The sequence below is a fragment of the Mesorhizobium sp. WSM4310 genome, from assembly GCF_007003935.1.
In the GTDB taxonomy this organism is placed as follows: domain Bacteria; phylum Pseudomonadota; class Alphaproteobacteria; order Rhizobiales; family Rhizobiaceae; genus Mesorhizobium.
Genome location: NZ_VFTA01000003.1, coordinates 126,691 through 151,431 on the forward strand (window position 1 = coordinate 126,691; position 24,741 = coordinate 151,431).

At 65.1% G+C, this 24,741-nt stretch carries 26 protein-coding genes and 1 tRNA gene; 17 read left to right on the forward strand and 10 right to left on the reverse strand.

The window, feature by feature from the left end; translation table 11 throughout:
* Genes FJV80_RS05470 through FJV80_RS05480 form a run of 3 tightly spaced genes read left to right on the forward strand, consistent with a single transcriptional unit; the run spans nt 1 to nt 2,149 of the window.
* Nucleotides 1-633, forward strand: a complete 633-nt coding sequence (locus FJV80_RS05470) for a precorrin-8X methylmutase (protein ID WP_095790871.1) — start codon at nt 1-3, stop codon at nt 631-633.
* Entirely contained in the window at nt 630-1,388 is a 759-nt protein-coding gene (locus FJV80_RS05475; RefSeq protein ID WP_142875756.1) for a precorrin-2 C(20)-methyltransferase, read from the forward strand. Before FJV80_RS05470 ends, FJV80_RS05475 begins: the two co-directional genes overlap by 4 nt.
* Nucleotides 1,385-2,149 carry a precorrin-3B C(17)-methyltransferase gene (locus FJV80_RS05480; protein WP_095787367.1) on the forward strand — a complete coding sequence of 255 codons (765 nt, stop codon included), beginning with the start codon at nt 1,385-1,387 and terminating at the stop codon, nt 2,147-2,149. Before FJV80_RS05475 ends, FJV80_RS05480 begins: the two co-directional genes overlap by 4 nt.
* On the opposite strand, the gene FJV80_RS05485 is transcribed toward FJV80_RS05480, so the two are convergent.
* A complete protein-coding gene (locus FJV80_RS05485) occupies nt 2,113-2,874 on the reverse strand; it encodes a cobalt-precorrin-6A reductase (RefSeq protein ID WP_142875757.1) in 762 nt (253 codons plus the stop codon). The two genes, FJV80_RS05480 and FJV80_RS05485, sit on opposite strands and share 37 nt — an antisense overlap.
* A 1-nt stretch (nt 2,875) precedes the next feature.
* Here FJV80_RS05485 and cbiE point away from each other — a divergent pair, with 1 nt between their 5' ends.
* From cbiE to FJV80_RS05525, 8 genes are all read left to right on the forward strand, one after another.
* The gene (gene cbiE / locus FJV80_RS05490) at nt 2,876-4,111 is read left to right on the forward strand and encodes a precorrin-6y C5,15-methyltransferase (decarboxylating) subunit CbiE (protein ID WP_142875758.1); all 1,236 of its coding nucleotides are present in this window, start codon (nt 2,876-2,878) and stop codon (nt 4,109-4,111) included.
* Nucleotides 4,108-4,494 (forward strand): cobalamin biosynthesis protein, encoded by a 387-nt coding sequence (locus FJV80_RS05495; protein WP_142875759.1) that lies wholly within the window; start codon nt 4,108-4,110, stop codon nt 4,492-4,494. The genes cbiE and FJV80_RS05495 overlap by 4 nt, the downstream gene beginning before the upstream one ends.
* Nucleotides 4,491-5,255 (forward strand): precorrin-4 C(11)-methyltransferase, encoded by a 765-nt coding sequence (gene cobM, locus FJV80_RS05500; protein WP_095787366.1) that lies wholly within the window; start codon nt 4,491-4,493, stop codon nt 5,253-5,255. Before FJV80_RS05495 ends, cobM begins: the two co-directional genes overlap by 4 nt.
* On the forward strand, nt 5,252-6,070 hold the full coding sequence (cobA, locus tag FJV80_RS05505) for a uroporphyrinogen-III C-methyltransferase (RefSeq protein WP_095773034.1): 819 nt from the start codon (nt 5,252-5,254) through the stop codon (nt 6,068-6,070). The genes cobM and cobA overlap by 4 nt, the downstream gene beginning before the upstream one ends.
* A complete protein-coding gene (locus tag FJV80_RS05510) occupies nt 6,067-7,386 on the forward strand; it encodes a cobyrinate a,c-diamide synthase (RefSeq protein ID WP_142875760.1) in 1,320 nt (439 codons plus the stop codon). The genes cobA and FJV80_RS05510 overlap by 4 nt, the downstream gene beginning before the upstream one ends.
* On the forward strand, nt 7,383-8,159 hold the full coding sequence (cobS, locus tag FJV80_RS05515) for an adenosylcobinamide-GDP ribazoletransferase (protein WP_142875761.1): 777 nt from the start codon (nt 7,383-7,385) through the stop codon (nt 8,157-8,159). Before FJV80_RS05510 ends, cobS begins: the two co-directional genes overlap by 4 nt.
* Before the next feature lie 39 nt (nt 8,160-8,198).
* Nucleotides 8,199-9,209: a nicotinate-nucleotide--dimethylbenzimidazole phosphoribosyltransferase gene (gene cobT, locus FJV80_RS05520; RefSeq protein ID WP_142875762.1), complete on the forward strand. Its 1,011-nt coding sequence runs from the start codon at nt 8,199-8,201 to the stop codon at nt 9,207-9,209.
* A gap of 90 nt (nt 9,210-9,299) precedes the next feature.
* Entirely contained in the window at nt 9,300-9,533 is a 234-nt protein-coding gene (locus tag FJV80_RS05525) for a hypothetical protein (RefSeq protein WP_142875763.1), read from the forward strand.
* A gap of 139 nt (nt 9,534-9,672) precedes the next feature.
* Here FJV80_RS05525 and FJV80_RS05530 read toward each other — a convergent pair.
* Nucleotides 9,673-9,748: transfer RNA gene (locus tag FJV80_RS05530), tRNA-Lys, on the reverse strand.
* Between the two features lie 106 nt (nt 9,749-9,854).
* The gene (locus tag FJV80_RS05535) at nt 9,855-10,763 is read right to left on the reverse strand and encodes a PhzF family phenazine biosynthesis protein (protein ID WP_142875764.1); all 909 of its coding nucleotides are present in this window, start codon (nt 10,761-10,763) and stop codon (nt 9,855-9,857) included.
* 101 nt (nt 10,764-10,864) lie between these two features.
* Here FJV80_RS05535 and FJV80_RS05540 point away from each other — a divergent pair, with 101 nt between their 5' ends.
* The 4 genes from FJV80_RS05540 (at nt 10,865) to FJV80_RS05555 (ending at nt 14,559) form a co-directional block, all read left to right on the forward strand.
* Nucleotides 10,865-12,157, forward strand: coding sequence for an efflux RND transporter periplasmic adaptor subunit (locus FJV80_RS05540; RefSeq protein ID WP_142875765.1), 1,293 nt, complete (start codon nt 10,865-10,867; stop codon nt 12,155-12,157).
* Nucleotides 12,158-12,161: 4 nt separating this feature from the next.
* Entirely contained in the window at nt 12,162-12,869 is a 708-nt protein-coding gene (locus tag FJV80_RS05545; RefSeq protein WP_095773041.1) for an ABC transporter ATP-binding protein, read from the forward strand.
* Nucleotides 12,870-12,972: 103 nt separating this feature from the next.
* Complete coding sequence (locus FJV80_RS05550) at nt 12,973-14,190, forward strand: ABC transporter permease (protein WP_142875767.1); 1,218 nt, start codon at nt 12,973-12,975, stop codon at nt 14,188-14,190.
* A 126-nt stretch (nt 14,191-14,316) separates the two neighbouring features.
* Nucleotides 14,317-14,559: a hypothetical protein gene (locus tag FJV80_RS05555; protein ID WP_095773043.1), complete on the forward strand. Its 243-nt coding sequence runs from the start codon at nt 14,317-14,319 to the stop codon at nt 14,557-14,559.
* Here FJV80_RS05555 and FJV80_RS05560 read toward each other — a convergent pair.
* Together FJV80_RS05560 and FJV80_RS05565 are read right to left on the reverse strand one after the other, a co-directional pair.
* Complete coding sequence (locus FJV80_RS05560; RefSeq protein WP_142875769.1) at nt 14,556-15,272, reverse strand: hypothetical protein; 717 nt, start codon at nt 15,270-15,272, stop codon at nt 14,556-14,558. The genes FJV80_RS05555 and FJV80_RS05560 overlap by 4 nt on opposite strands.
* Before the next feature lie 40 nt (nt 15,273-15,312).
* Nucleotides 15,313-16,428: an endonuclease/exonuclease/phosphatase family protein gene (locus FJV80_RS05565; RefSeq protein ID WP_095787359.1), complete on the reverse strand. Its 1,116-nt coding sequence runs from the start codon at nt 16,426-16,428 to the stop codon at nt 15,313-15,315.
* Nucleotides 16,429-16,616: 188 nt separating this feature from the next.
* Between FJV80_RS05565 and FJV80_RS05570 the strand changes: the two genes are divergently transcribed.
* Entirely contained in the window at nt 16,617-17,213 is a 597-nt protein-coding gene (locus FJV80_RS05570) for a BA14K family protein (RefSeq protein WP_142875770.1), read from the forward strand.
* Between the two features lie 184 nt (nt 17,214-17,397).
* Here the strand turns inward: FJV80_RS05570 and ilvC are convergent, their stop codons facing one another.
* The 3 genes from ilvC to FJV80_RS05590 all read right to left on the reverse strand — a co-directional run bounded on the left by ilvC (nt 17,398) and on the right by FJV80_RS05590 (nt 19,725).
* Nucleotides 17,398-18,417, reverse strand: coding sequence for a ketol-acid reductoisomerase (gene ilvC / locus FJV80_RS05580; protein WP_010910140.1), 1,020 nt, complete (start codon nt 18,415-18,417; stop codon nt 17,398-17,400).
* Nucleotides 18,418-18,443: 26 nt separating this feature from the next.
* Nucleotides 18,444-19,097 carry a TetR/AcrR family transcriptional regulator gene (locus FJV80_RS05585; protein WP_142875774.1) on the reverse strand — a complete coding sequence of 218 codons (654 nt, stop codon included), beginning with the start codon at nt 19,095-19,097 and terminating at the stop codon, nt 18,444-18,446.
* Nucleotides 19,098-19,266: 169 nt separating this feature from the next.
* Nucleotides 19,267-19,725 carry a MarR family winged helix-turn-helix transcriptional regulator gene (locus FJV80_RS05590; protein WP_142875776.1) on the reverse strand — a complete coding sequence of 153 codons (459 nt, stop codon included), beginning with the start codon at nt 19,723-19,725 and terminating at the stop codon, nt 19,267-19,269.
* A gap of 97 nt (nt 19,726-19,822) precedes the next feature.
* On the opposite strand from FJV80_RS05590, the gene FJV80_RS05595 reads away from it, so the two are divergent.
* Entirely contained in the window at nt 19,823-20,551 is a 729-nt protein-coding gene (locus FJV80_RS05595; RefSeq protein ID WP_095787562.1) for a glutathione S-transferase family protein, read from the forward strand.
* A gap of 38 nt (nt 20,552-20,589) precedes the next feature.
* On the opposite strand, the gene FJV80_RS05600 is transcribed toward FJV80_RS05595, so the two are convergent.
* Both FJV80_RS05600 and FJV80_RS05605 read right to left on the reverse strand, forming a co-directional pair.
* Nucleotides 20,590-23,370, reverse strand: a complete 2,781-nt coding sequence (locus FJV80_RS05600) for a CHAT domain-containing tetratricopeptide repeat protein (RefSeq protein WP_185975139.1) — start codon at nt 23,368-23,370, stop codon at nt 20,590-20,592.
* 63 nt (nt 23,371-23,433) lie between these two features.
* Complete coding sequence (locus FJV80_RS05605) at nt 23,434-24,720, reverse strand: NAD(P)/FAD-dependent oxidoreductase (protein ID WP_142875780.1); 1,287 nt, start codon at nt 24,718-24,720, stop codon at nt 23,434-23,436.
* Nucleotides 24,721-24,741 lie beyond the last annotated feature (21 nt).

Consider the following 24,741-nt stretch of genomic DNA (forward strand, 5'->3'; position numbering starts at 1 on the left):
ATGGCCGCCTACGACTACATCCACGACGGCACGGCGATCTACGAGCGCTCCTTCGCCATCATCCGCGACGAGGCGGACCTTTCGCGCTTCTCCGAAGCTGAGGCCGATGTCGCCATCCGCATGATCCATGCCTGCGGCCAGGTCGAAGCATCGAGCCATTTCGTTTTCTCGCCTGACTTCGTCACCGCCGCGCGCAGCGCTCTTGCCGCCGCCGCGCCGATCTTCTGCGATGCGGAAATGGTTTCGCACGGTGTCACCCGCGCCCGGTTGCCGGCCGGCAACGAGGTGATCTGCACACTGCGCGACCCGCGCACGCACGACATTGCCAAAGCCATCGGCAACACCCGCTCCGCCGCCGCGATCGACCTGTGGGGCGAACGCATGGCCGGCTCCGTCGTCGCCATCGGCAATGCGCCGACCGCACTCTTCTATCTCCTGGAGAAACTACGCGACGGCGCACCGAAGCCGGCGGCCATCATCGGCATGCCCGTGGGCTTCGTCGGCGCCGCCGAATCGAAGGATGCGCTGGCCGAGAATTCCTACGGCGTGCCCTATGCCATCGTGCGCGGCAGGCTCGGCGGCAGCGCCATGACCGCCGCCGCGCTCAATTCCCTGGCGAGGCCCGGCCTGTGAACGCGCTTCCCAAAGGCAAGCTCGTTGGCGTCGGCACCGGTCCCGGCGACCCCGAACTGTTGACTCTGAAGGCCGCGCGGGCCCTGGCCGAAGCCGATGTCGTCGCCTATTTCGCCAAGCGCGGCAACAACAGCAATGCGCGGGCCATCGTCGAGGCGCGCTTCCGCCCGGATATGCTGGAACTGCCGCTGCTCTATCCCGTCACCACCGAGATCGACAAGGATCACGACGACTATCGCTCGCAGATTACCGGTTTCTACGAGGAGTCGGCGCAAAAGGTCGCCGAACATCTCGAAGCAGGCCGAATGGTTGCCGTCCTGTCCGAAGGCGACCCGCTGTTCTACGGCTCCTACATGCATCTGCATGTGCGTCTCGCCCATCGTTTCCCGACCGAGGTCATTCCCGGCGTCACCGCTATGTCCGGCTGCTGGTCGCAGACCGGTGTTCCGATCGTCCAGGGCGATGACGTGCTGACCGTGCTGCCCGGCACGATGAGCGAATTCGAGTTGACCCGTCGGCTGGCCGACACCGATGCCGCCGTCATCATGAAGGTCGGCCGCAATCTGCCCAAGATCAGGCGTGCGCTGGAAGCCACCGGCAAGCTGACCCGCGCCGTCTATGTCGAGCGCGGCACCATGGCCGGCAGCGTCTCGATGAAGCTCGCCGACAAACAGGACGACAAGGCGCCCTATTTCGCCATCATATTGGTCGCCGGCTGGTCCGGCCGGCCCGGGGCGTTGGGAGCGCAGGCATGAGCGGCCGTCTCACCGTCATCGGTCTCGGGCCCGGCAATGCCGACCAGGTCACCCCTGAAGCCAGCCGCGCCGTGGCCGAAGCGAAGTTCTTCTATGGCTACAAGCCCTATCTCGACCGGCTCGAACTGCGCCCGGACCAGGCTCGTGTCGCGTCCGACAACCGCGAGGAACTCGCCCGCTCCAAGGATGCCTTGATCAAGGCCGCCGAGGGCCACGACGTTGCCGTGGTTTCCGGTGGCGATCCCGGCGTCTTTGCCATGGCCGCGGCCGTCTGCGAGGCGATCGAGGCCGGCCCGGCCGAATGGCGCGCGGTCGATGTGGCCGTCGTGCCTGGCATCACCGCAATGCTCGCTGTCGCCGCCCGTATCGGCGCCCCGCTCGGTCATGATTTCTGCGCCATTTCGCTGTCCGACAATCTGAAGCCGTGGGACCTGATCGAGCTGCGCCTGCTGGCGGCGGCCGGCGCCGGCTTCGTCATCGCGCTCTACAACCCGATCAGCAAGGCGCGCCCCTGGCAGCTTGGCCGCGCCTTCGAGTGCCTGACCGCGATCCTGCCCGGAACCACGCCAGTCATTTTCGGCCGCGCCGCCGGCCGTCCGGACGAGCGCATCGAGGTTTATCTGCTGGCCGATGTCGACGCGCAAAAGGCCGACATGGCGACCTGCATCATCATCGGCTCGCCGGAAACCCGTATCATCAAGCGCGGCGACAAACCGGCGCTGGTCTACACGCCACGCTCGGCAGCGGGCTCGACGAAATGATCCACCATCGCGGCGAGCTCATCGACGGTTTGAGCCGAAGGCACCTCCGGCAGATCAGGCCTGCGGACCATGATCACCTCGATGCCAAGCGATCGCGCGGCGGCAATCTTGCCGTACGTGGCAGCGCCGCCGCTGTTCTTGGAGACGACCACGTCGATGCGATGCTTTTCGAGCAGCGTGCGTTCTTCCGCCTCGCCAAACGGCCCGCGCGCCAGCAGATAGGTCGCATCCGGCACGGCCAGCTGCGGCTCGACCGGATCGACGCTGCGAATGAGGTAGTGATGCCGGGGGGCTGCTTCGAAGGCAGCAACCTCTTGCCGGCCAAGCGCCAGGAAGACGCGCCGCGGCGCCGGGCCAAGCGCTCGCACGGCATCGCCTGTTGTATCGACCAGCGTCCAGCGGTCGCCTTCGACTGGCTCCCAGCCGGGGCGGAGCAAAGCAAGGATCGGCACACTGGTCAGCCGCGCGGCTTGCGCGGCATTGGCGGAGATTCGCGCCGCGTAAGGATGTGTGGCGTCGATCAGCAGATCGGTGCTGGTCTCCCGGAGATAGGCGGCCAGCCCCTCGGCGCCGCCAAAGCCTCCACTTCGCACGGGCACGCCTTGCGCGATCGGGGTTTCCGTGCGGCCGGCCAGCGACAGCGTGACCGAGGCGCGTACCGCCAGTTTGCCGGCCAGTTGCCGGGCTTCCGTGGTGCCGCCGAGGATCAGAATGCGGTGGGTCATCATGCCTGCTGAAAGTTCGCGCGGCGCCAGGCCGAAATGGCTGACGGTGATCGGCATCGGCGAGGACGGTTTAGCGGGTCTCGGCGACGAGGCCAAGCAGAGGATTGCCAAGGCCGAGATCATCTTCGGCGGCAAGCGGCATCTGGCGCTGGTCGAGTCCTTCGCCAAGGGCGAGCCACGGCCCTGGCCGGTGCCATTCGATGCCGGGATGGCCGATGTGCTGGCGCTTGCCGGCAGAAACGTCTGTGTGCTCGCTTCCGGCGATCCTTTTTTCCACGGCGTGGGCGCCACCCTCGCCCGCAAGGTCAAGCCGCGGGAGATGCATGTCATCCCCGCGCCGTCGGCGGTTTCGCTGGCCGCCGCCCGGCTTGGCTGGGCGCTGCAGGATATCGAGATCGTCTCGCTGCATGGCCGGCCATTCGACCTGATCCGGCCGTTGCTGCAGCCCAATGCGCGCATCCTGGCGCTGACATCTGATGCCGAAGCGCCTGATGCAATTGCCCGCCTGCTCACCGAACTCGATTTCGGCGCCTCGCGGTTGACGGTTCTTGAGGCGCTGGGCGGGCCAAAGGAGAACCAGCGCGCCGCCCGCGCGGATGCCTTCGACGTCGAAAACATCAATCCACTCAACGTGCTGGCGATCGAAATTGATTCGAACCCGCAAGCCCGCGTCTTGCCGCTCACGGTTGGTCTTGCCGACCACCTGTTCGACCATGACGGCCAGATCACCAAACGCGAAATCCGCGCCATCACCCTGTCGTCGCTGGCGCCGAGGCGCGGCGAATTGCTGTGGGACATCGGCGCCGGCTCGGGCTCCATCGGCATCGAATGGATGCTGGCGCACCCCTTGATGCGCACGATCGCCATCGAAGCCGATCCGACCCGCGCCGCCCGCATCCACCGCAACGCCACCGCCTGTGGCGTTCCCGGCCTTGTCGTGGTGGAAGGCAGCGCGCCCAAGGCGCTGGCCAGACTGGACACGCCGGACGCGATCTTCATCGGCGGCGGCGGCAGCGATACCGGCGTGTTGAACGCTGCCATCAAGGCGCTGCGTTCCGGCGGCCGGCTCGTCGCCAACGCTGTGACGCTGGAGATGGAAGCCTTGCTTCTCGCGCAGCACACAAAGCTCGGCGGCTATCTTACCCGGATAAACATCTCTCGCGCATCTCCGGTCGGCTCGATGCAGGCCTGGCGGCCGGCAATGCCGGTCACCCAATGGAGCTGGGTGAAGCCATGATGGTCGCAGGCATCGGCAGCCGCAAAGGCGTGAGCGCTGAAGACGTGCTTGCCGCGATTGAAACCGCTCTCGAAGCGCATGGGCTGGCCGTGACGGCGCTTTCCGCACTGGCAACTGCCGCACCGAAGAAGGATGAAGCGGCGATTGCGGCCGCCGGCCGCGCGTTGAACCTTCCGCTCATCATCGTCGATGACGCGGCCCTTCGTGGCGCCGCAGGGGACACGCTGAGCCACTCCGACCTGTCGCAAGCAGTCGCCGGCACGCCCTCGGTTTCCGAGGCATCCGCCCTTGCCGTGGCCGGCACCGGCGCAAAGCTGCTTGGCCCCCGCATCGTGCTCGGCCCGGTCACCTGCGCCATCGCCATCAGCGGAGACGCGCCATGACCGTTCATTTCATCGGCGCCGGTCCGGGTGCCGCCGACCTCATCACGCTGCGCGGCGCAAGGTTCCTGGCAAGCTGCCCGGTCTGCCTGCATGCCGGCTCGATCGTCGCGCCTGAATTGCTGCAGCATTGCGCGCCGGGAACGAAACTGATCGACACCGCGCCGATGTCGCTCGACGAGATCGAAGCGGCCTATGTCGAGGCACACAAATCGGGCCATGATGTCGCCCGCCTGCATTCCGGCGACCTGTCGGTGTGGAGCGCCGTTGCCGAACAGATCCGCCGGCTGGAAAAGCACGGAATCCCCTACACGCTGACGCCGGGCGTGCCCTCCTTCGCGGCCGCGGCCGCAGCACTTCGCCGCGAGCTGACCATTCCCGAAGTCGCGCAAAGCCTGGTGCTGACCCGCGTTTCCGGACGTGCTTCAAAAATGCCGCCGGGCGAAACGCTGGCCGGCTTCGGCCGCACCGGCGCGACGCTCGCCATTCATCTGGCCATCCACGCCATCGACCGCGTCGTCGCCGAATTGACGCCGCATTATGGCGGCGATTGTCCGGTGGCGATCGTCTTCCGCGCCTCCTGGCCGGACGAGCGGGTGCTGACCGGTACGCTGGAAACGATCGAGGCACGGCTTGCCGCCGATCCGATGGAGCGCACCGCGATCATCTTCGTCGGCCGCTCGCTGGCAGCGGAAGGTTTTGGCGAAAGTTCATTGTACGACGCCCATTACCAGCGGCGTTTTCGCGGACGGGACGGATTGTGAGCGGCAACACCAAAAACAACGGCGGCAACGCCACGCTCGAACGGGCCTTTTCGCGGCTGAATTTCAAGCCGCACCCGCTGGAGCCGGGCCATGTCTGGCTGGCCGGGGCCGGCCCCGGCGACCCCGGCTGCCTGACGCTGGAAGTGCTGGCGGCTTTGGCCGAAGCGGATGCGCTGGTCTACGACGCTCTGGTTTCACCTGACGTCGTCGCCGTTGCCGCAAGCGCCGAGCTGTTCTTTGCCGGCAAGCGCGGCGGCCAGCCCTCGATGAAGCAGGATGACATCACCGCTCTGCTGGTCCGGCTGGCGCGCGCAGGCCGCCGCGTTATCAGGCTCAAGGGCGGCGATCCCTATATTTTCGGCCGTGGCGGCGAAGAAGCCTTGGCACTCGCACGCGAAAACATCCCCTTCCGCGTGCTGCCGGGCCTGACATCCGGCCTCAGCGCGCTCGCCGCAACCGGCATCCCGGCCACCATGCGCGGCATCAACAAGGCTGTGATCCTGGCGACCGGCCACGCCGCCGGCACTGACGACGATATCGACTGGGCGGCGATCGCCCGCACCGGCCAGCCTGTCGTGGTCTATATGGGCATGGCCAATTTGCCTTTGATCGCGGCAGCTCTGCTCGATGGCGGGCTGGCGCCGTCGACGCCGGCGGCGGTGATCGTCGCCGCCACCACGCCGCAGGAGCGGACCGTCGTCGCCACGCTCGCCACAATCGCCGAGGAAGCAGCCGCCGCCGGGCTGACCTCGCCGGCGCTGATCGTCGTCGGCGGCATAGTCGCCATGCGCGCCGCATTGACGGGGCAGGCATGACCGCCCGCGCCATCATCATCGGCGCGCCGCGCTCCGGCTCGGGCAAGACTAGCGTCACCATCGGTATCTTGCGCGCGCTCGCCCGGCGCGGCCTGAAGGTGCGCGGCGCCAAATCCGGCCCCGACTATATCGACCCCGGCTTCCACACCGCCGCCACCGGCCTTTCCGGCGTCAATCTCGACAGCTGGGCGATGCCGCCGTCGCTGCTCAATGCGCTGGCCGCGCAACAGGCCGACGACACCGATTTCGTCATCCTCGAAAGCGCCATGGGCCTGTTCGACGGCATTCCGGCCGCGCCGGGGCGAACCGGCTCTGCCGCCGACCTTGCCCGGCTCTATGGCCTGCCGGTGCTGCTGGTCCTCGACGTGTCGGGCCAGTCGACCACGGCGGCCGCTGTCGCCAAGGGGTTCGCCACCTACGATCCGCATGTGCGCATGGCCGGCGTCGTGCTCAACCGGCTGGGCAGCGAACGCCATCGCAAGCTGTCCGGCGACGCCATCGAGGCGATCGGCCTGCCCGTTGTCGGCGCCATTTTACGCGACCCTACGCTGAACCTGCCCGAGCGCCATCTCGGCCTCGTCCAGGCCGGCGAGTATGATGATCTGATGGCGCATCTCGACCGGCTGGCCGACATGGCGGAGAAATCGCTCGACCTCGATGCCGTGATGAGGCTGGCGACGCCCCTCGCCCCGGCGGCCGGCGATTTTGGCGATGCGCTGCGGCCCCCCGGTCAACGTATCGCGCTTGCCGAGGATGCCGCCTTCACTTTCCTCTACCCGCATGTCGCAGCCTATTGGCGCAAGGCCGGCGCGGAGATCGTTCGGTTCTCGCCGCTTGCCGATGAGGCGCCCGACGATAGCTGCGATGTCTGCTGGCTGCCCGGCGGCTATCCCGAGCTTCACGCCGGCAAGCTTGCCGCCGCTGCGAATTTCCACACCGGAATGGCGCATTTCGCCGCGACCAGGCCCGTCCATGGCGAATGCGGCGGCTTCATGGTGCTTGGCGAAGCGCTGGAGGATGCTGCCCGCGAAACGCATCGCATGCTCGGCCTGCTCGGACACGCCACCAGCTTCGCCAAGCGAAAGATGAATCTCGGCTATCGCGAGGCGCGGCTGCGCGCCGATTGCCCGCTGGGGGTTCAAGGCGCGCTGATCCGGGGCCATGAATTCCACTATGCGCAGATGACGGCCACCGGCAATGACGAGCCTCTGGCCGACCTTGCCGACGGCCAGGGCAATCCGATCGGCGCTTCCGGCTACCGGCGTGGTCGTGTCAGCGGTACCTTCTTCCATGCGATAGCGAGGGCCAGCGCGTGAAGCTCCCGAATTTGACCCTTTCGCCCAGGCAAATCCTCGACGACATCGCGCTTTGCCTGGTCTTCTTCACCCGCCTGCCTTTGCCCGACCTCGACTTTCGCGGCCGCGGCCTTGCCGCCGCGATCTGGGCCGCACCGGTCACCGGCCTCGTCGTCGGCCTGATCGGCGCCATCGTCTTTGCCACAGCGGAACGATTCGGCCTTGCCATGGGGCCGGCGGCAGCACTTGCCCTCGTGGCAACCGTGATCACCACCGGATGTCTGCACGAGGATGGACTGTCCGACGTCGCCGACGGCTTTGGCGGCGGCAAGTCGCGCGGCCGCAAACTCGACATCATGCGCGACAGCCGCATCGGCGCCTATGGCGCCATGGCGCTGGCCCTGTCGCTGCTGATTCGCTGGAACGTGCTTTCGGAACTGGTGGATCCCACCCAGGCGCTCTTTGCCCTTGTTGCCGCGCACGCGGCATCGCGGGGCGTACTGGGCGCCTTCATGCATCTGTTGCCGCCGGCGCGCACCGACGGCCTCTCGGCCGGCGCCGGCACCGTCTCGCTTGAAACCGCGATCGCCGGCGCCGTGCTTGGCGCGATCCCGCTCCTCTTGCTCGGGGCCGGCGGCGCCATCGCCGCGCTGATCCTGCTCGGCCTGTTCTTTGCCGCCTTCCACGCCCTTTGCCTCAACCAGATCGGTGGCCAGACCGGCGACACGATCGGAGCCTTGCAGCAGGTCAGTGAAATCGCGGTGCTTCTCGTCGCCTCCGTTGCGCTTTCCTGATTCCCTTCGACTTGATTCCCTTCCGGAGACCTTGCCCCCATGCCTTTCAAATCCCTCGATGAATTGCGCGCCGCCTGCCTCGACCTGCCTGCCGGCAGCGATACAGCCGCCAAAGCCGTTGCCAGCCGCCAGGACACGCTGACGAAGCCGCAAGGCAGCCTCGGCCGGCTGGAAACCATCGCCGCCTGGCTGGCGCGCTGGCAGGGCCGTGACATGCCCAAGCTCGACCGGGTGAAAATCTTCGTCTTCGCCGGCAATCACGGCGTCACCGCTCAAGGCGTGTCGGCCTATCCCTCCGAGGTCACCGTGCAGATGGTGGCGAACTTCGCCGGCGGCGGTGCCGCCATCAACCAGCTTGCCCGCATCGCCGGCGCCGAGCTCGATGTCATCCCGCTCGACCTCGACCATCCCACCGGCGACTTCACCCAAGTGCCGGCAATGGACGAGAAGGCCTTTCTCGCCGCCGTCTCAGCGGGCTATGACGCCGTAACGAAAGACCTCGACCTGGTCTGCTTTGGTGAAATGGGCATCGGCAACACCACGCCGGCGGCCGCCATTTCGGCGGCGCTATTCGGCGGTGGGGCGGAAAAATGGACCGGGCGCGGCACCGGCGTCGACGACGCCGGCCTGAAGCGCAAAGTGGTCGCCATCGAAGCCGGCCTCAAGCGGCACGCCGCAGCCCTCGCCGATCCGCTGGGCATCGCCGCGGCACTCGGCGGGCGCGAACTCGCCGCCATCCTCGGCGCCACGCTGGCCGCCCGTCATTTGGGCATACCCGTGCTGCTCGATGGCTTCGTCTGTACGGCTGCCGCCGCCCCGCTGGCCAGGCTGCATCCGACTGGCCTCTCCCACACCATCGCGGCCCATGTTTCGGCCGAATCGGGCCATCGCAGCCTGCTCGAAGCACTCGGCCTGCCGCCGCTGCTCGATCTTGGCATGCGGCTCGGCGAAGGCTCCGGTGCCTGCCTGGCCGTCAACATCGTCCGCTCGGCGCTGGAGTGCCATGCGAGGATGGCAAGCTTTGCCGAGGCGGGGGTGTCGGAGAAGTAATCGCCGGCTCCGGTGCGGACAACGCCCAAGCACAGACGCCGGTGTGATCGGCATCTTCCTGCGGTTCGGATTCTGGAATAGATTTGGAGGATGAAAAAGCTTCATCCCGTTGCAGCTGCGGTGTCTATCGCCGTAGCGGTCGCTGCTGTGCTTCGTCACAGCGATATTCAAGTTATGGCCCGATCGACACTGCCATTTTCGTTGTTTTCCTGGTCTTCTTCTGGTGGCTCATCAGCGATTTCTCGGGCAGCAAAGGCGAAATTGATGCCAACGAAGCTGCAAGCGTGGAAGAGACCATCGGTTTTCGATTCGGCAGGTCTCTGAGCCGCATTTTTCGACGCGGTTAGATCGCCACGAGAACCAAGCACCGCCGCCGGTTAAAGGACCGCAGTCACGCGCATGGCCCGAGACGCGCCAAACGCATCTCGCTTTCAGGGTCTTTCCACCAAGTCTTCAAGGAATTTGGTGGGTGCGCACAGGATTGAACTGTGGACCCGCTGATTAAGAGTCAGCTGCTCTACCAACTGAGCTACGCACCCACTCGGCCGGCAAAAACCGGCGTTGGCGGGCATATAGCCGCCACCATCGGTCATGTCTAGCCCTGCCGGAATCATTTCCCGACAAATCGACAAACCCTTCCTGCGATCAGACGAACAGCCTGCCTTCCGCCACCTTGACCGCATGGCCGCCAATGCGCGCCGAGGCCAGTTTTCCGCCCTGCACGGTCAGTTCCAGGCGGATGCGCGACGGCCGGCCCATCTCCAGCCCCTGCTCGATCCACAGCTGCGAAATGCCATCCGTCGGAGCATCGAAATGCATGATGGCGCCGGCAAAGGCCGCCGCTGCCGAACCGGTCGCCGGATCTTCATAGGAAGGCGTGCCCGGCACGATCATGCGCACATGGAAGGCGCTTTCATGGTTCACCGTCTCGCGGCAATAGACATAGGGGCTGGCGAACGCCCATTCGCTCTTGCGCGGCGCCAGTTCCGACCAGGCCTGGTTGTCCAGCCGGATGCGGCCCGCCGCTTCGAGATTGGCGACCGGAATGGTCACATAGGGCACGCCCGCCGACCAGAAGGCAACGCGGTGATTCTCGAAGCCGATCTCATGCGGCGCCAGGCCGAGGGCGGCGCCGATCGCCTGCGGATCGGCCTCGAGCTTCAACGGCTCCGGCAATTTCGCCAGGTCGAATTCGGCGAAAGCGGCGCCGTCATGCCTGCTGATGGCGCAGCGTACCGGGCCGATGTTTTCCTCCAGCACGAAGATGCCGGCCCCGCTTTCGCCATCCAGGTCGGCCAGCGCGATTGCCGAACCAACTGTCGGGTGGCCGGCGAACGGCATTTCATAGTCCGGCGTGAAGATGCGGATGCGGTTTTTATGCTTGGGATTGTCCGGCGGCAGCACGAAGACTGTCTCGGACAGATTGAATTCGCGCGCGATGGCCTGCATCGCTACCGTGTCCAGACCTTTGCAATCCAACACCACGGCCAGCGGGTTGCCGGCCAGTCGCACGGTCGCAAACACATCGTAAAGCAAGTAGTTCCGGGTTTGCATTCCTGCCTCAATCCCAACATGGGCGAAATTTAATTTGATATTTGAACCGGTAACCCTGATCTGTGCACAGATAGGGACATTGCGCATCATAGGGGTCCGACGTGGACCAGATTGTCAATCTGCCAAAGACGGAATCGGATTCCGCCATCGCGACGGCGCTCGGGCTCGACAAGAAGGGGCGGAGCAAGACGCGCCGGCGTGGCTGGCTCTATGTGTTGCTGGCCCTGACCGTGCTCGCCGCCGGTCTTGGCCTCTATCAGTGGTATGCGGGCACGCCCGCCAGGATCGACTACACCACGGTGCCGGCCGCCAAGGCCGACCTTACCGTCCAGGTCTCGGCAACGGGCACGCTGCAGCCGCTCACCCAGGTCGATATTTCCAGCCAGCTCTCCGGCATCATCCGCTCGGTCTCTGTGAATGAGAACCAGCAGGTGAAGAAGGGCGACGTGCTGGCGGCCCTCGACACCACCAAGCTGCAGGTGCAGATCGAGCGCGCCGAGGCTTCCGCCAAGGGCGCGGCCGCCAATGTCGAGGACGCCACGGTGACGCTCGCCGAGAACGAGAGCGCGCTGGTGCGCGCGGCCGCCTTGACCAGGCGCGGCATGGCGACCGACCAGTCGCTGGAGGCGGCGACGGCGACGCGCGACCGCTCGAAGGCCGCGCTTGATAGCGCTCAGGCCAATCTCGCCATCGCCAATGCCGATCTGAAATCGCAGCAGACCGACCTTGCCAACAGCACCATCTATGCGCCGATCGACGGCATCGTGCTGACGCGCTCGGTCGACCCCGGCCAGACGGTCGCCTCCTCGCTGCAGGCGCCGGTGCTGTTCATCATCGCCGCCGATCTGCGGAACATGGAGCTGGTGGCGGCGGTCGACGAGGCCGATATCGGCGCCGTCAAGACTGGCCAGCATGCGCGCTTCACCGTCGACGCCTTCCCCGAGCGGCCGTTCGACGCCGAGATCCGCGACATCTCCTATGCCTCGGTCACGACGGACGGCGTCGTCACCTACAATGCGCGGCTCGAGGTCGACAACAACGAGTTGTTGCTGCGCCCCGGCATGACCGCCACGGTTTCGGTCGTCACAAGACAGGCCAAAGATGTGCTGACCGTGCCCGCCAGCGCCTTCCGCTATCGCCCGACGCAGCAAGCAGCACGCGCATGGAGCTTCAGCGACCTGTTCACCGGCCGCATGGGCCGTCCGGGCGGCAATCGCCAGCGCCAGGCCGCAACGGCCCCCACCGACGGTTCGCGCACGCTCTATGTGCTGGAGAACGGACGGCCGCGTGCGGTCAACGTCAAGATCGGCTCGACCGATGGCGAACTGACCGAGATCACGTCCGGCCTGGAGGAAGGCGCGCAGGTCATCACCGCCTCGCAGTTGCGGAGCTGAGGCCGTGGCCGCGGGCGCGCCTCTCATCACCTTCGACAAGGTCTGGAAGAGCTACGGCCAGGGCGAGGCCCGGGTGCACGCGCTGGCCGGCGTCGACCTTGCCATCCGGCGCGGCGAATTCGTCGCCATCATGGGCCCGTCCGGGTCGGGCAAATCGACGGCGATGAACATCATCGGCTGCCTCGACACGCCGACGGCCGGAACCTACTCCTTCTTGGGCGTCGACGCCGGCCGGCTCGACCGCAACCGCCGCGCCATGCTGCGTAACCTCTATGTCGGCTTCGTCTTCCAGGGCTACAATCTCCTGGCGCGCACCACGGCGGCGGAAAATGTCGAACTGCCGCTGATCTATCGCGGCGTGGCCAGCCGCGAGCGTCGCGACCTTGCCATGCAGGCGCTCGCCCAGGTCGGCCTGGTCGGCCGCGAGCATCACACGCCGGCCGAGCTCTCCGGCGGCCAGCAGCAGCGCGTGGCCATCGCGCGCGCCATCGTCACGCGGCCGATGCTGCTCGTCGCCGACGAGCCGACCGGCAATCTCGACACCGCCCGCACGCATGAGATCATGGAACTGCTGACAAAGCTCAACAAGGAGCTCGGCCTGACCGTCACCATGGTCACCCACGAGGCCGATGTCGCCGACTATGCCGAGCGCACCATCCGCTTCCTCGACGGCCATGTCGCCTCCGACGACGTGAACTTGGAAACGACTTAGCCATGACCCCGAAAAGTGGAATCCGGTTTTCGGCCAGGATCATGGCCAAACAGGAAGATAGAGCCCCATCCCGGCTCTTTCGGGGTGGGTCAGGCTCTATATCATGATCTGGGAAACCGTCCGCCTCTCGCTACGCTCGATCCGCCGCAACGTGCTGCGCTCCTTCCTGACGCTGCTCGGCATCGTCATCGGCGTCGCCGCCGTCATCGCCATGCTGACCATCGGCTCGGGCACGACGCAGAAGGTCAAGGCCGACATCTCCAAGCTCGGCAGCAATCTTCTGGTCGTCCGCGCCGGACGCCCGGCAGGCCCTGGCGGCCCGGGCGGGCTCGACCAAGTGGTGCGGCCGCTCGCCGAGAAGGACCTCGCGACGCTGGTCGCGCATTTGACCGGCGCGCGCGCCATTTCGCCGGCCTCGCAAAAGCAGGTTCGCGTCATCTTCGGCACCGAGAGCCTGACCTCGGGCGTCACCGGCACCGACAGCGCCTATCTCGATGCGCGCGACTGGAAACTGGTATCGGGCCGTCCGTTCAGCGATTCCGAAACCCGCTCGGGCACCGGCGTCTGCCTGATCGGCGAGACGGTGCGCCAGCAATTCTTCGGCGCAGGCGATCCCGAAGGCGAGATCATCCGCGTCAACCGCACCTCTTGCAAGATCATCGGCCTGCTCGAACCCAAGGGCTACACCGGCTTCGGCCAGGACCAGGACAATGTCGTCCTGATGCCGCTGCACGCCTATCAGCGCCGCATCGCCGGCAATCTTGACATCGACAACATCTACATCGCCGCCGACGACCGCACGCCGACCAGCGAGTTGCAGCCGCGCGTCGAGGACATTTTGCGCGATATCAGGCGCATCACGCCGGATCGCGAAAGCGATTTCGCCATCCGCGACATGACGCAGATCGCCGACGCCATGGCCAGCGCCACCACCACCATGACCGGCATGCTGGGCGCGGTCGCCGGCGTCAGCCTTCTGGTCGGCGGCATCGGCATCATGAACATCATGCTGGTCTCGGTCACCGAGCGCACGCGCGAGATCGGCATCAGGCTCGCCATCGGCGCGCACGAAAAGCACATCCTGATTCAATTCCTGGTCGAGGCGACGGTGCTGTCGCTGCTCGGCGGCATCATCGGCATCCTGATCGGCCTGGCGCTCGCCGGCCTGGCCTCAGCGACGCTGACCATCCCCTTCGCGCCGAGCCCGGCGGTCATCCTGCTCGCCGTCGGCTTCTCGGCGCTGATCGGCATGGTGTTCGGCTTCTTCCCGGCCCTGCGCGGTGCGCGCCTCGATCCGATCGACGCGCTGAGGCACGAGTAAAAGGCCGGGCCGGCTCCGCCACGACTGCGGCCATCCCCAACCTTGGACGCTCGCCTGCATCGACAGCCCTGTCGCCCGCTGGTCGACGATGCTAAGGCAAGACATCTCCGGGTGAGGGAACGACGCATGAGCAAGAAGACACGACTGATCGTGACGATGGTGATCATCGAGGCCGCCCTGGCAGGCATCTGGTGGTATCTCGCCCGCTTCGGCATGGCCAATCCCGATCGCGTCACCTCGGATTTCCAGGCAGTCGTCGGCCAGACCATGGGAATGGCCATGGGTGGGTTGCTGGGCATCGGCTTTATCTTGTTCCTCGTCGCGGCCCGCAACGACCGCAAGGCGGCGCAGGAGAAGACGCGCCCTTAATCCACGCCGGAAAAGTGCCACTCGATCAGCGGCTTCATATACGATGTCAGCCCGTCCGGCAGGTCGCCGGCATGGCGTATGACCACCGGCCCTTGGATCTCCGGATCGGTTTCGCTGGCGACGAAGGCTGAGATTCGCCGCGCGATCTCATCAGCCGGCGCCGGCGCGTGATAACGGCGGAAGATCACCGTGCCGCTGTTCGTCGACAAGGCGTGATAGCGCTCGCCGCGCTCAGCAGCCGACAGGTCGAGGCCGGTCTCCTCGCGCACCTCGCGGATCATGTTGAAGTCGACATCGACCAGCCCATCGCGGAAATCGACCGGCTCGAACGAACCGGCGGCGAAATAGACGCGGCCGGCATTGACCGTGTGACGTCCCATGCGGATCGCCACCAGCGCATTGTCGCCGGCCACCAGCATGGCATGGGCATAGGCATGCTCGGCTCCGGAATTCTCGCGCTGCTTCCGCCAGAGCATGAAGGTGGAGTAGTTGACCGCATGGCAGCGGCCGATCAGGCTGTTGTCACGCCAGGCAAGCTGCGACAGCAGCACCACCGTGCCGTCGAACAGCGCCGGATTGGCTGCTATCTCGCGCTGCCAGTTCTCGGCGATCGCCGCGGCATTATCCCTGGCGAAGGGATGCGGGCCGGGATCGAGCCGGACGTCGACGGCATCGACGGGCAGGATGACATTGCGCGGAAGATCGAAACTCATGCGTCTAAGCCCCAATGTCGCCTATCGAGCCCGATTATGCTTATCCAACCATGTCCAGCGTGATCGCCACCGGGCAATGGTCCGATGCTTTCGGCCGGTCCCAGCCGGCGCGCGGAAAGCGCTCGACTTCCTGGCCAGCCGGAAAGATCGTGCGCCAGGGCTGGCCATTGCGGATGATGTCGGGAACAGCGGTGGTGTTCTTCGCCGCCAGCCCCCTGGACAGCAGGATATAGTCGAGCTGGCAGAGATGCCGCTCCTCGGGTCCGCGCGTGTGATAGAAGGTCCAGCGGTTCATTTCCGGCCGACGCTCGATGACGTTCTCGCAGAAGCCGCCGGCGGTCAGCACGTCGATGCAGGACCGCGCCTCGTCGATCACCTCGAAATGGTAGCCGTCGACATCATCGCCGGCGATCTTCACGCGCTGGCGGTAATCGTTCATGTCGCCACAGATCGCCCAGCGCTTGTCGGCGGCATGGTCCTTGCCGAAACGCTCCTCGATGATCCGCCGCACCGCTTGCGCCTCGGCGATGCGCACCGGCATCGTCGCCTCGCGCCCGTCGAGCCCGTTGCGCGGCGAGCCCATCGACTTGAAATGCACGAGATAGAGCGTCAGCGGCACGCCGCCGACGGTGATGTCGACTTCCAGGCAGTCGCGCCGGAAGATGCGTTCATTGGCCTGGCTGCCGAGGGCCGCCAGTTCAGGCGTGTGCAGCCCGAACTGCTCGTAGGTGACGTAGGCATGGCTGGTCATGCGCACGAATTCGATCGGCTGTCCCTGCGCGGTCTCGTTGCGCATCATCACGGCGACATCGATGCCGCGCGAGTCATTGCCCGAGGTTGTGTATTTCTGCCGATAGCCCTGCCCCACCATCTTGAACAGATAGCCGTATTCGAAGGCCTTCAGCGCCTCGATATTGTCGACCTCCTGCATGCAGATGATGTCGGCCCGGGTGGCGGCGATCGCCAGCGCCGTCAGCTGGCGCGTGTCGTCGGACTGCGCGATGGCGCGGGCCTGCTCCAGCATCTTGTATTCGGCTTCGCTCTGTATATCGAACAGCGCCAGCGTCCGATCCTCGTTGAGCTGGTTGCGATAGCCGGAAAAGTCGAACCTGTTCATCAGGTTCTCGACATTGAAGGTGGCAAGGCGCAGCGACATGCCCTGACCTTTGCCTGCAAGAGCGCCGGAACACAAGATCGCAGGACCACAAGCCAAGATCGTTTGGACCTGACGGCATTCGCGCCATGGTTGACGGAACCTTTCCGTTCATCCGCCGTTCAGACGCAAAGATCCACAGTGGGCCCATTCCAGGGTAGGCGTGGGGCCTTTAGCTCTTGGAGAGTGTTATGAACTCGCTCTTTTCATCCACGGTAAAATCGGGGCTTGTCGCCCTGGGCGTCATATCAGGCATCACGGCGCCATCAGCTGCCGGACCGATCATGCAACCGGATCTGTCGCTTCCCACAAGCACGGCGGCGCCAACGGTCACGCCGGTTCGCGACGAGTGGGCGGGCGGCAATGACCGCCAATTCAACAACGACAATTGGAGATGGCGCCGGTCAGGTAACTGGAACGGTGGTCGGCACTGGAACGGTGGAGGCAACTGGAACGGCGATCGGCACTGGAACGGTGGAGGCAACTGGGACGGCGGCGACAATTGGCGCTGGCGCCATGGTCGCCGGCACTATCACGGCGGCTACAATGACGATGGCGCAGCCGCGATCCTTGGCCTTGGCCTCGGGCTTGGCCTCGGCAGCATGTACAACAATTACAACAACTACGACTACTATGCGCCGGCACCGCGCCGCTACTACCGCGCCGGGCGGCTTTCCAACGCCCATGTCCGGTGGTGCAATAACCGCTACCGGTCGTACCGCGCCTGGGACAACACGTTCCAGCCCTATGGCGGCCCGCGCCAGCAATGCTGGTCGCCCTATAGCTGAGCTGTAGGTCAGACCGAACAAGGTAAAATGAAAACGGCGCCGCGCGGCGCCGTTTTTTGTTTTGATCGGGAAGAACGGATTTCGCTCAGCTCTTGGCCTTGTCGACCAGCTTGTTCTTCGAAATCCCCCGCGTGCCCGCAGGGCGCAGCCCGAGGACGCGCAAAGGCAATAATGGGGATTTCGATCAGTTCTTGGCCTTGTCGACCAGCTTGTTCTTCGAAATCCACGGCATCATCGCGCGCAGCTTGGCGCCGACTTCCTCGATCTGGTGGCTGTCGTTCATGCGGCGGATGCCCTTGAAGCGAGACAGGCCGGCGCGGTATTCCTGCATCCATTCCGAGGTGAATTTGCCGGTCTGGATGTCCTTCAGCACGCGCTTCATCTCGGCCTTGGTCTCGGCGGTGATGATGCGTGGGCCGGAGACATACTCGCCCCATTCGGCGGTGTTCGAGATCGAGTAGTTCATGTTGGCGATGCCGCCTTCATAGATCAGGTCGACGATCAGCTTGACCTCGTGCAGGCACTCGAAATAGGCCATTTCGGGCGCGTAGCCGGCTTCCACCAGCGTCTCGAAGCCGGCGCGGATCAGTTCGACCAGGCCGCCGCACAGCACGACCTGCTCGCCGAACAGATCGGTCTCGCATTCCTCGCGGAAATTGGTCTCGATGATGCCCGAACGGCCGCCGCCGACGCCGCAGGCGTAGGACAGTGCCAGGTCGAGCGCATTGCCCGAGGCATCCTGGTTGACGGCGACCAGGCACGGCACGCCGCCGCCCTTCTGGTATTCGCCGCGCACCGTATGGCCCGGGCCCTTCGGCGCGATCATGACGACGTCGACGGTCGACTTCGGCTCGATCAGGCCGAAATGCACGTTGAGGCCGTGCGCGAAGGCGATCGCCGCGCCGTCGCGGATGTTCGGCGCGATCTCGTTCTTGTAGATGTCGGCCTGCAGCTCGTCGGGCGTCGCCATCATCATCAAGTCGGCCCATTTGGCGGCGTCCGCCACGCTCATCACCTTGAGCCCGTCGGCCTCGACCTTCTTGGCGGTCGCCGAGCCGGCCTTGAGGCCGATGGCGATTTCCTTGGCGCCGGAATCCTTGAGGTTGAGCGCATGCGCCCTGCCCTGGCTGCCATAGCCGATGATGGCGACCTTCTTGCCCTTGATCAGGTTGAGATCGGCATCACGATCGTAATAGACGCGCATTTTTACTTCCTTCCCGTTTCTTGAGATCAGAGGCCCTGCGGCCCGGTTTTTGCTCCGAAAAGAGCGAGAAACTGCTGCGTCGCCCGCACGGCATCGCCGCCGATCGTCGCCTCAGTCAATTCCAGCCGGTCGCCGAGCAGCAGACGGATCTGCACGTCGCGGGCGACCAGCCCGAAAAAGCTGCGGAATGCCGTCTCGGCATCCGCGAAATCGAGAAGCCCGGCCTGGCGCCCTGCCTCGAGCACCGGCTTCAGGCGCCTGGCCAGCGCGAAGCGGCCATTCTCCAGCACGACGGCGCCAAGGTTGTCCTTGCCAGAACCGGCATGGCCGACCGCCACCCGGTTGAGCGCGATCGAGGTGTCGCTGGAAATCACCTTCAGCCAGTCGGAAGCAAAACGCTCGAGGCTCGCCGTCAGCGAGGCAAGGTCGAGCCCCTTGCCGTCGACGGGCGCCACGCGCACCTTGGAGGCCTGCCACTGCACGGTCGCCGTCAACAGCCCGTCGCGGTCGCCGAACCATTTGTAGAGCGTTTCCTTGGAACAGCTGGCCCGCCGCGCCACCGCGGTCATGGTCAGCTGATCGCCCTCCTCGACCAACAGCCGCAACGCCGCGTCCAGAACGGCCTTCTGCCGCTCCGTCAGCGTCTCGCTGGTGTCGATCTCAGGCACGATGTGCAACACGCTCTTCCCTCGCGGACAGCCAAGCCAATCATCCTGGCAAGCCGTACCGTACGTTACGGTTCGGCATATTGCGCAATCCGGCCCGGCGCGCAAGGGGGCGGCGCGGAAAAAGATCGACGGCCGCGAGCGCCAACGCTTTCATTGAGGCATCGCGGCACAGCGGCCAAGATCAGTCGAGGACAGGCGGATCACGCAGCCGGCCAAGCAGCGTCGACATCATCTTCAGCTCATCCGCTGAAAGTTTGCCGCCAACCAGTTCGGCGATTGATCGTCCATAGACGGCCCACATCAGCCGGCGCGTCTCACGCCCCTTGGCCGTGATGCGGATCGTCTGCCCGCGACCATCGTCGGCCACCGGCAGCTTCTCGACCAACCCGTCCGCCTCTAGCCGGGCCAGCAGCCGCGAGATGTTGTACTGCGCAAACAAGGTGCGCTCGATCAGTTGAAACGGCCGCAGACCGCCCTCTCCCGCTTCGGCAAGCTCGTGCAGCACGTCGTACCAGGCAAGCGGCGGCAGGCCGCCCTCCTTCAGCGCGTCTTCGACGCTTTCCACAAGCTGGCGCGAAACCCGCATCAGGCGAGCCCAGGCCTTGATGGCTTCCGGCGAAGGCGTGGTTTTCTCGGTCATGGCCCACCCTAGACGATAGATGCAAATGCATCAAGCTTGACGGTAGATGCAATTGCATCTATATGCATGCAACTGCATCAACATCGGACCCAAATCCATGAACGCCCTCATTCTCGTCAGCCACCCTCTCTGCCCGTATGTCCAGCGTGCGGCGATCTCGCTGACCGAGAAAGGCGTGCCGTTCGAGCGCGTCGACATCGACCTCGCCGACAAGCCGGACTGGTTCATGGCCATCTCGCCGCTAGGCAAGGTGCCGCTGTTGCGCGTCCAGCGAAATGGCGACGAAACGACAATCTTCGAATCCGCCGTCATCCTCGAATTCCTCGAGGAGACGCAGGCCAAGCCCCTCCACCCGGCCGACCCCTACGCCCGTGCCCGGCACCGTGCCTGGATCGAATACGGTTCGGCCGTGCTGAACACCATCGGCCGGCTCTATTCGGCACCGACCGAGGCCGGTTTCCGTGCCGAGTCCCGCGCGCTGTCGGGGATGTTTGACCGCCTTGAGGCCGAACTGGCGGACGATGCCTTGCGGAGCGCGCCATGGTTCGCCGGCCACCGCTTTTCGCTGGTCGATGCGGTGTACGGCCCTGTCTTCAGATATCTCGACGCGTTCGACCGCATCGGCGATTTCGGCATCCTGGACGCCAAGCCGCACGTCCAGTCCTGGCGGAAGGCGCTGAATGATCGTCCGTCGATCAAGCACGCCGTCGCGCCGGACTATCCGCAGCGTCTGCATGCTTTCCTGCAAGCAAAGGGATCCTTCCTGTCGAGCCTCATCCGCCAAGGCGATCAAGCCGGACCTTTTGCTTTGGCACGATCGGCTTGAACGCACGGATCGCGAGCAAGCATGTGCTTCGAGTGGCCTCAGTTCTCGAACATGACAAAGGCGGCCCAGACCCGCGGATCCTGGGCGCCTGATATCTTGCCGTCGCGGGCATCGCGTCGGGTCTGGCGCAGCGCTTCCGGATAGGTTTGTCCCGCGGCAAGATGGCCGTAGAACCCTACCATGAAAGCAGCGGTTCCGGCGTCGTCCACGGGCCACAGCGTCAACAGCGAGCGTTTCGCGCCGGCAATGTCGATTGCCGTCGGCAGGCCGCGCAAACCGCCGACGAATGTCTCCTGGCCGCGAGCCGTCTCACAGGCGGACAGGACAAGCAGGTCGAGGCCCGACAAATCCCAGTTCATCAATTCCATGCCATAGAGCCGACCGTCATCGTCATCACGTTTCATCGACTGCCGGTCTCCCGACTGCGACAGCACGACCTGGCTCTGCCAAAGCGCGTTGACGGCGCCCACGCCGCCCTCTTTCTCATCACGGTAGGCGCCATGGGTGGCCAGATGCGCAATCGTCGCCTGCTCCATATCCTTGCGCAGCATCCGCTCGCTGGCCGCTGTGCCGGTGAGCATTTCGACCGAATAGTGATCGGCGCCCAGGATCGAGGCGATCGCGTCGACCTCCTTGCGGGTGCCCGGCAGCGGCTCCGCCCCTTTTTCCGAACCGCGCGCATAGTCCAACCCGCCGGCCAGCAAGGCTCTGCCCGTCTTGGGAAAACTCTGATCGACGCCGGCATTCAACAGCGATTCCGGCCGCGTCAGCACGCGCACCACGAAACGATCATCGAGCGACGCCCCCCTGCCGTCCTGCAGCAAGGGGAATGGCACCGAAAACAGTTTTCCGTCCGGCACCACGAAAAGCGTATCGGCGCCACCAAGCGACGGCTCCAACGGCGCGATCAGACCGGAATAAAGCCCGGTGAATGTGGCGTTCAGATCGATCAAGGTCACGGCGCCCCGTTCCTGCGCGGAGCGCGTCGACCTCAGCTTCGCGATGCGTGTTTCGCGGGCGGCCGGGATGAGCCGGCGGGGATCGCCGAGATCATAGAGAGACGGCTGCCGATCCTTGCGGGTGACGATCGCATAGAGGCGCTCGTCTTCCAGCGGATCGGCACTCTCCCGATCCGCCCGCCACTTGCGGGTGATGAAGTAGTCGATCAGCGCCTCGTTTGGCTTCAGCAGGGCGCCGGCCGACGGCAGCGGCTTGTCCACCACGCCCTGGCTGAAACTGTATTTGGCCATGACTCTGGCCGTGGCCTTTTGGTATGCCGCTTCAACCTGCTCCGGCTGCACTGCCCCAGGATCGTCGGAACTGTCACCGCTGGAGGCCGCCTCCTGATAGGCCAGGGACATCCGGATCCCGGCCTGGATCAAATACCGCGTCTCCGTATCGTTCGGATCGATCAAGCGGGACAGTCTGCGCAACAGATCGCGTTTCTCGTTTTCAAGCGTCGGCCAGCGGCGCACGGCTTCGGCAAACGCCGGCACCGCCGATGCATTGTCTTTTGCGAGGCGCGCATAGTCGTACAGCATGTCGTCGGCGAGGGCGCGGCTGGCCTCGGCCACGATTGGATTGCCGGCCGTGCTCACCTGGAACCAATTCCAACGCAGCATGTCTTCGTCGAGAGCCGCGAAATCGGCAGCCGCCTTCTCCGGGTTCGTCTTCGCCTTGAGATTTGCGATGGCCTGCCGCGCGGCAAAGGTCAGCGGGTGCACCACCCCGTACGTCGCTTCGGCGATGCTTTGGGCTCGCTCAAGCTGGCCCATGCCGTTTTCCCTGTCGCCCACTGCGACGAAATGCGCGGCGAGCAGGTTGGCGATCTTGATTGCCAGTATTTCGGGATAGTTCGGGTCGGTGGTCAGTTGTTGCAGCCTTGCCAGCGTCGGCTGATCGAGCGGCTGCGCGCTAGAGAGCGCCCTGGTATAGAGCAGCCAGGCATCGGCCTGTTCGACCAGATTGCCTTCCTGCTTGAGAACGACGGCAATGTCTCGATCCTGCTGGAAGTAGCGCAAGGCCTCGTCGTATTTGCCAAGGTCCAGATAGTCCTGTGCCGTGTTATTGGCGCTGACCAAAACGTTGAAGTGATCCGAGCCGTAGTAGCCGATCCGCTTCTCCAGCACGGCCAGATCGTATTGCAAGGCGCGTGTCGGAGCCCCCATCTGGCGCAGCATGTCGGCCAGATTGTTCTGCAGCTTCCAGATGAAACGATCATCGGTACCGGCTACCTGCGCCGCCAACTTCAGATTACGCTGTTCGATATTGATCGCCGACGCGATTTGACCGAATGCGGCGACCCCAGTCGCCAACACATCGTTGGCAAACAGGAGTTCCTGGGATTCCTTGCCGTGGTATTGGGCGTATAGATTGGTGGCTGTCGCGCACATGGAAACGAAGCCCTGATAGTCCTTCTCGGCCTGCTTCAGCATTGCGTAATTGAGATAAAAGTCGCCGCGCTTCTCGACATCCTGCTGCATCGCCCGGGTTTTCAGGCCTTCGGCAAAAATCGCTTCGGCGTAGTCGAGGATCTGGTTGTTGAGGAAAGTCGCGCCGGCGTTCGAGTAGCTCTCCACGGTGAAGTCGTAGAGGTCGCTTCTGGCGGCATCGAGCAGCGTTGCGCGCAATTGCGCATAACCTTCATCGAAGCGTCCTGCGTCCATCATCAGCTTGTAGGCCGCGTCAATGCGGGCTTTCAGCGCCACTTCGGTGTCAGCCGCCCCCTGCTGGCTGGCTTGGCCCGGCGCCTGGGCTTGCGCCTGCGATGAGGGAAACGCTACCGCCAGCATCACTAGGATAGATGCAACAACGCGCATCAGATGTTGCGATTCTCGCGTTCTGAACATGGCGTGCATGCGAACCGGCATGGGCGAAAAACTCTATGAAGAGGTCGTATCATGACCTGAATTTTGACCGAAGTCCCATCGCGCTTCCGTCAATCCTGCCCGCCTGAACGGGTCGATCACCGTGCCGGCGACCATCGAGGCAAGAAACTGCGGCGCCGGCGGAATTTTCGCGACGGTCGCCACCAGCCTGTCGCGGATGAAGGGCAGTGCCACCGAATCCGATTGGTAGAACGGCGTGAATGCCAGCGACAGCGCCTGGAAGACACGCACGTGCCAGCGCCGCGCCTTGGCATAGGCTTCGAGCGCTGCCTCGATGCTCTGCGTGCGCGCCAGCGCATGGCTGAGCGCCGCGGCATCGAGCAGCGCCATATTGGCCCCTTGCCCAAGCTGCGGGCTGGTCGAGTGCGCGGCGTCGCCGATAACGGCAAGCCTCCGCGCGACCGGCATCTTCATCGTGTGGTGGCCGTAGCGGGCCAGCGACAGCTGGTCGAAACTGTCGATCTGACTGGTGAACGCTTCGCTTTGCGGCCACAGCCGCACCACCCTTTCCTTCCAGGCGTCGATGCCGACAGCGCGCACCGCGTCGGCATCATCAGGCTTCAGGCTCCAGAAGAAGGCCGCCATCGTCTCGGCGCCCGGCTCCGGCCGGCCGATCGGCAGCACGCCGATCATCACGCTGGCCTTGTCGTAGCGCTGCGACAGCGCGTGCTCGTCAAAACCTTCGCCACGCCAGCCGAGCGATGCCCAGAACGCACCATAAGTCAGAGGGCGCGGCGCGCCCGCAGCGCCAACGCATTGCCGCAGTTTCGAGCGCGAACCGCTGGCGTCGACGACCAGATCGAAGGGCCCTGCCTTTGGCCCATTGCCTCGGACCAGCGTCGCCCGTTCGCCGGCTTCCACTGTCTCGATCTCGACGCCGGTCTCGATGGCGATGGCCTCGCGCCGAGTGGCGCGGAAGAGCACGCCGAACAGCGCCGCACGGTGCACGGCCAGGCCGAAACGGCGGCCGCGCTGGGCGTCGTAGCGAACGTCCAGCACGGTGCGACCGGTCGAGGCATCGGCGCCCTGCAGCCGGTCGATGCGGGCGCCGAGCGCCAGTATGTCGTCGAGCAGGCCGAGATCGGCCAGAACGGTCAAGCCGGTCGGCTGCAGGATCAACCCGGAGCCGACGGGCTTCGGCTCCTCGAAGCGCTCGAAGATGGTGACCCTGTGCCCTGCCCGCTTGAGATACAGCGCCACGGCCAGCCCTGCCGGACCGGCGCCTGCAATTGCAATGTCGTAGGAAATGCCGATGCCCCCAAGCCGAACTGGCCGGGACAATCCTTCAGCCGCCTGATGAAA

What these genes read in the sequence shown, in the direction of transcription:
- FJV80_RS05595 (WP_095787562.1), top strand. Translation starts at nt 19,823, where the DNA reads ATGAACGCCCTCATTCTCGTCAGCCACCCTCTCTGCCCGTATGTCCAG.
- FJV80_RS05565 (WP_095787359.1), bottom strand. Translation starts at nt 16,428, where the DNA reads ATGTCGCTGCGCCTTGCCACCTTCAATGTCGAGAACCTGATGAACAGG.
- cobT (WP_142875762.1), top strand. Translation starts at nt 8,199, where the DNA reads ATGCCTTTCAAATCCCTCGATGAATTGCGCGCCGCCTGCCTCGACCTG.
- cobM (WP_095787366.1), top strand. Translation starts at nt 4,491, where the DNA reads ATGACCGTTCATTTCATCGGCGCCGGTCCGGGTGCCGCCGACCTCATC.
- FJV80_RS05485 (WP_142875757.1), bottom strand. Translation starts at nt 2,874, where the DNA reads ATGACCCACCGCATTCTGATCCTCGGCGGCACCACGGAAGCCCGGCAA.
- FJV80_RS05495 (WP_142875759.1), top strand. Translation starts at nt 4,108, where the DNA reads ATGATGGTCGCAGGCATCGGCAGCCGCAAAGGCGTGAGCGCTGAAGAC.
- ilvC (WP_010910140.1), bottom strand. Translation starts at nt 18,417, where the DNA reads ATGCGCGTCTATTACGATCGTGATGCCGATCTCAACCTGATCAAGGGC.
- FJV80_RS05535 (WP_142875764.1), bottom strand. Translation starts at nt 10,763, where the DNA reads ATGCAAACCCGGAACTACTTGCTTTACGATGTGTTTGCGACCGTGCGA.
- FJV80_RS05555 (WP_095773043.1), top strand. Translation starts at nt 14,317, where the DNA reads ATGAGCAAGAAGACACGACTGATCGTGACGATGGTGATCATCGAGGCC.
- FJV80_RS05480 (WP_095787367.1), top strand. Translation starts at nt 1,385, where the DNA reads ATGAGCGGCCGTCTCACCGTCATCGGTCTCGGGCCCGGCAATGCCGAC.
- FJV80_RS05470 (WP_095790871.1), top strand. Translation starts at nt 1, where the DNA reads ATGGCCGCCTACGACTACATCCACGACGGCACGGCGATCTACGAGCGC.
- FJV80_RS05510 (WP_142875760.1), top strand. Translation starts at nt 6,067, where the DNA reads ATGACCGCCCGCGCCATCATCATCGGCGCGCCGCGCTCCGGCTCGGGC.
- FJV80_RS05560 (WP_142875769.1), bottom strand. Translation starts at nt 15,272, where the DNA reads ATGAGTTTCGATCTTCCGCGCAATGTCATCCTGCCCGTCGATGCCGTC.
- FJV80_RS05590 (WP_142875776.1), bottom strand. Translation starts at nt 19,725, where the DNA reads ATGACCGAGAAAACCACGCCTTCGCCGGAAGCCATCAAGGCCTGGGCT.
- FJV80_RS05600 (WP_185975139.1), bottom strand. Translation starts at nt 23,370, where the DNA reads ATGCGCGTTGTTGCATCTATCCTAGTGATGCTGGCGGTAGCGTTTCCC.
- FJV80_RS05570 (WP_142875770.1), top strand. Translation starts at nt 16,617, where the DNA reads ATGAACTCGCTCTTTTCATCCACGGTAAAATCGGGGCTTGTCGCCCTG.
- FJV80_RS05550 (WP_142875767.1), top strand. Translation starts at nt 12,973, where the DNA reads ATGATCTGGGAAACCGTCCGCCTCTCGCTACGCTCGATCCGCCGCAAC.
- FJV80_RS05525 (WP_142875763.1), top strand. Translation starts at nt 9,300, where the DNA reads ATGAAAAAGCTTCATCCCGTTGCAGCTGCGGTGTCTATCGCCGTAGCG.
- cbiE (WP_142875758.1), top strand. Translation starts at nt 2,876, where the DNA reads ATGCCTGCTGAAAGTTCGCGCGGCGCCAGGCCGAAATGGCTGACGGTG.